The organism is Halorubrum tibetense, assembly GCF_042661865.1.
Taxonomy (GTDB): Archaea; Halobacteriota; Halobacteria; order Halobacteriales; family Haloferacaceae; genus Halorubrum; species Halorubrum tibetense.
The window spans coordinates 1-3,137 of record NZ_JBHSWW010000280.1 but is presented as its reverse complement, the minus strand read 5'-3'; the positions used below and the strand labels follow the sequence as shown (position 1 = coordinate 3,137).

The window sequence follows — 3,137 nt, the reverse complement described above, 5'->3', positions numbered from 1 at the left end:
CGGCGGCCCCCAACGTCCGGTCGCCGTGCGGGTCCTCGCTCCCGTGCGGATCACGACGGCTCATACGCCCACGCCGGCGTCGGCGTCCGGGAGGTCGTGTTTCTCGACGGGGAGCCCCAGCTCCTCCAAGGCCGCCTCCATGTGGCGGTCCTGGGCGAAGTCGGCACCGTCAGCCTCACGAAGCCGCTGTGCGGTCGCGAGCACCTCGCCCTTGCGGTCGTTCGGGATCTCGTATTTGTCCGCTGAGAGCTCGATGACGAGGCCGTTGTTGTCCTGGGTGTAGATCGAGTGGAAGATGCCCCGGTCGAACACGTTGTACCCCTTCCCCGCCTCCTCGAGCGCACGCATGATCTCCTCGTACTCGTCGGGCTCGACGCTGAAACAGAGATGGTGGACCGAGCCGGTCCCCGGCCGCTGACCACGTGCGGACGGGCGGTCATCGCTCACGAAGAACGTGAGGATCCGGCCGTCGCCGGTGTCGAAGAAGAGATGCGTCTGTGAGGGGTCGTCCAAGTTGGGCTGGCGCAACACGAGCGGCATCCCGAGGAGGTCTCGATAGAAGGCGATCGTGTCGGCCTCGTTGCTTCCCCACACCGTAATGTGGTCGGTTCCGGTGGTGTGGAACGGTGCGTCCGGTCGGTCGTGGGTCACCGGCGCTTCGGATTCCTCGCTCATACCTCGTCTTACATCCCTGACCGCATAAATCCGGGAGAGATCGGGAGGTGATCGGCTGACATGGGTGTTATCGCCCCCGAGCACGGCGTTTATGATCCGTGAGCCCGTTCGTTCGCCCATGATGCTCCCGACACACGTGTTGGTCGGGATGGCACTGGCGACGCCGGTCGCGGTCGCGGTTCCCGAGCTCGCCGGCAGCGTCGTCGCCGGCGCGGTCGTCGGAAGCGTTCTCCCGGACGTAGATGTCGTCGCCCGACACCGACGGACCCTCCATTTTCCCAGCGGGTACGTTCTCCTCGCCGTTCCGACCGTCATCGTCGTGCTCGTCTGGCCGTCGACGGCGACCGCCGCCGTCGCTACCGCTACCGTCGCTGCCGCGGTACACTCCCGGATGGACGCCTACGGCGGGAGCTACGAGCTCCGACCGTGGGAACGAACCACCGACCGTGCCGTGTACGACCACGTCCGGGGCGAGTGGCGACTCGCGAAGCGATCGATACGGTACGACGGCTCTCGGTCCGACCTCCTCCTCTCGTTCGCCGCCGCGACACCACCGCTCGTCCTCCTGGACGGGACGTACCGCCCGCTCGTCGGGGGTGCGCTCGCCGTCGCGGTCTCGTACACGCTGCTCCGGCGTCGACTCCCCGACGTCGTCGACGACGCCGCCGATCGCCTTCGCGGCTAGGTCGTGGGAAGGTTGGATGGTGAGCGATGAACGCCTTTTAGCCGGTGGACCCCACACCAGAACCATGGAGATACTACTTCACGCGGGCCATGAACATCCGGCAACGCTGTGGATCGCCGTGTCGGCCGTCCTGTCCTTCGTGCTCGGCGTCGGTGTCGGCGCGTTCGGCGTCAGTTCGGCGACCCTTTCGAACGAACAGTCCGCCGGCGGCGGCGAAAACGAATAGATCGGGCCAAGCGTATCTAGCGAGCTGAATCCGGCGACACGGTAACGGCGTGCGACCCCGACTCCCGCCAAGCGTTACTCCCGCTGCCAGACTTCGGGGGCGACCCCGAGACGCCGAACCACGAGCGGATAGCCGAAAGCGATAACGGCGACGATAAGCAGGGACTGCCAGAACGCGAGTTCGCCGACCGTGTTCTCGACGAGCGCGAACACGACGAACACGACGACGAGGATCACCCCCCAATGCGGTGCCAGCTGACGGACTTTCTCCGTAGTCGAAGTCATACGCACGCTCCGCGTGCGAAACGGTAGTGCGTGTCGATCCGGGAACGGAACCGGTGAACGGTTCAGTACCGCGACGGCATGAACGCGACAGCGACCAGCACCAGTGAGGAGAGAACACTGATGATGAGCACGCGCCACAGCCCGTCGTTCTGCTGATCGAACCGCTCGATATCTGCCAGCTGTGCGTCATAGGCGTCGATGTCCGTCGACAGCGTCAGCGTCGAGTCGTTCGGGAAATGTGCGATGAACTCCGTCTCGCCGACCGTCACCGTCGACTCCTGTGCCACGTCTATCGTCGTCGTCTGCGGTCCCATCCACCCGATCACGACCTCGTCAGGGGTCACCGAATCCACGGCCACCGTGGTGTCCGCGTACGCGAACTCATCAGCCACGTCGTACGTTCGCTCCTCGGGTGCCGGGAAGTACTCGTCGGCCGGCACGAGTCGGGACTCGCCCTCCTCGTCCGTGATGACGACGAACTCCTCGCCGTCACGGTCGACCGTCTCGTTGTCGGCCGTGTCGTCTTCAGCCAGTATCGCCTCCCGATCGAGCACCTCGATGAGCGTGAACGAATCCGGGTCGTCGCCAGTGATCCGCACCTGCCACTCACGCTCGTCGACCTCAACAGTCGACTCGTTCGCCCACGTCTCGGTCTGTTCGACGACTTCCTCGCGTTCGATCTGTGCCGTGATCTCGTCCTCCTCGTCGTCCTCACCCTCCGTCACCGTGATCCCTGAAACGAGGTACTCCTCGCCATCGACCACGAACGTGTCGCCCTCCGACAGCTCGTAGTCCGGGTTGTCAAGGGAGACCTGCGGGTCCTCCGCCGTCACCACGAGGACGCCGGCCACGCTCGCGACGAGCAGAAAGAGCGCCACGTATACGGCTACAGCGCGTCGTTGCATGCTTCGTCTGTGGGTCACCCCCCGTATAACGGTTACTAACGAGTAGTGATCCGGAGCGCGTTGCGTCGACGGGACGGGACAAGAATAAGAAGCCAAGGGCCGGATTTGAACCGGCGTTGGGCGGCTCTGCAGGCCGCTGCGTCTGACCGAACTCTGCCACCTTGGCGCGTTCGAACGTACCCACGTGGAGCGTTTAAGCCTAGCGGTCGGCTCTGTAGATATGAAAAAAGCCCACGGACATCGGTCCGTGGGCTTTGTGTTCCGCGTATGAATGGGTGGGCGGCGAACCGCGGTTCCCAGAGGCTCGCGCACTCCAGTACTTCCCGGTACGCTGGTGGGCTTAACTTCCGTGTTCGGAACGG

The 3,137-nt window shown here is 64.7% G+C and carries 5 protein-coding genes, 1 tRNA gene and 1 rRNA gene; 2 read left to right on the top strand and 5 right to left on the bottom strand.

Features of this window, described 5'->3' with window-relative positions:
* Nucleotides 1-60 precede the first annotated feature (60 nt).
* The gene (locus ACFQEU_RS13665; protein WP_379783045.1) at nt 61-675 is read right to left on the bottom strand and encodes a VOC family protein; all 615 of its coding nucleotides are present in this window, start codon (nt 673-675) and stop codon (nt 61-63) included.
* 118 nt (nt 676-793) lie between these two features.
* Here ACFQEU_RS13665 and ACFQEU_RS13660 point away from each other — a divergent pair, with 118 nt between their 5' ends.
* Nucleotides 794-1,360, top strand: coding sequence for a metal-dependent hydrolase (locus tag ACFQEU_RS13660; protein WP_379783043.1), 567 nt, complete (start codon nt 794-796; stop codon nt 1,358-1,360).
* A 64-nt stretch (nt 1,361-1,424) separates the two neighbouring features.
* On the top strand, nt 1,425-1,586 hold the full coding sequence (locus ACFQEU_RS13655; protein WP_379783041.1) for a hypothetical protein: 162 nt from the start codon (nt 1,425-1,427) through the stop codon (nt 1,584-1,586).
* A 74-nt stretch (nt 1,587-1,660) separates the two neighbouring features.
* On the opposite strand, the gene ACFQEU_RS13650 is transcribed toward ACFQEU_RS13655, so the two are convergent.
* The 4 genes from ACFQEU_RS13650 to rrf all read right to left on the bottom strand — a co-directional run.
* On the bottom strand, nt 1,661-1,870 hold the full coding sequence (locus ACFQEU_RS13650; RefSeq protein ID WP_379783039.1) for a hypothetical protein: 210 nt from the start codon (nt 1,868-1,870) through the stop codon (nt 1,661-1,663).
* A gap of 62 nt (nt 1,871-1,932) precedes the next feature.
* Nucleotides 1,933-2,775 carry a hypothetical protein gene (locus tag ACFQEU_RS13645; RefSeq protein ID WP_379783037.1) on the bottom strand — a complete coding sequence of 281 codons (843 nt, stop codon included), beginning with the start codon at nt 2,773-2,775 and terminating at the stop codon, nt 1,933-1,935.
* A gap of 90 nt (nt 2,776-2,865) precedes the next feature.
* Nucleotides 2,866-2,941, bottom strand: a tRNA-Cys gene (locus ACFQEU_RS13640).
* Nucleotides 2,942-3,049: 108 nt separating this feature from the next.
* Nucleotides 3,050-3,137: ribosomal RNA gene (rrf, locus tag ACFQEU_RS13635) — 5S ribosomal RNA — on the bottom strand; the annotation flags it as partial.

Bases quoted from the DNA above. Each gene is read 5' to 3' on its own strand.
- ACFQEU_RS13665 (WP_379783045.1), bottom strand. From the start codon at position 675: ATGAGCGAGGAATCCGAAGCGCCGGTGACCCACGACCGACCGGACGCA.
- ACFQEU_RS13660 (WP_379783043.1), top strand. From the start codon at position 794: ATGATGCTCCCGACACACGTGTTGGTCGGGATGGCACTGGCGACGCCG.
- ACFQEU_RS13655 (WP_379783041.1), top strand. From the start codon at position 1,425: ATGGAGATACTACTTCACGCGGGCCATGAACATCCGGCAACGCTGTGG.
- ACFQEU_RS13650 (WP_379783039.1), bottom strand. From the start codon at position 1,870: ATGACTTCGACTACGGAGAAAGTCCGTCAGCTGGCACCGCATTGGGGG.
- ACFQEU_RS13645 (WP_379783037.1), bottom strand. From the start codon at position 2,775: ATGCAACGACGCGCTGTAGCCGTATACGTGGCGCTCTTTCTGCTCGTC.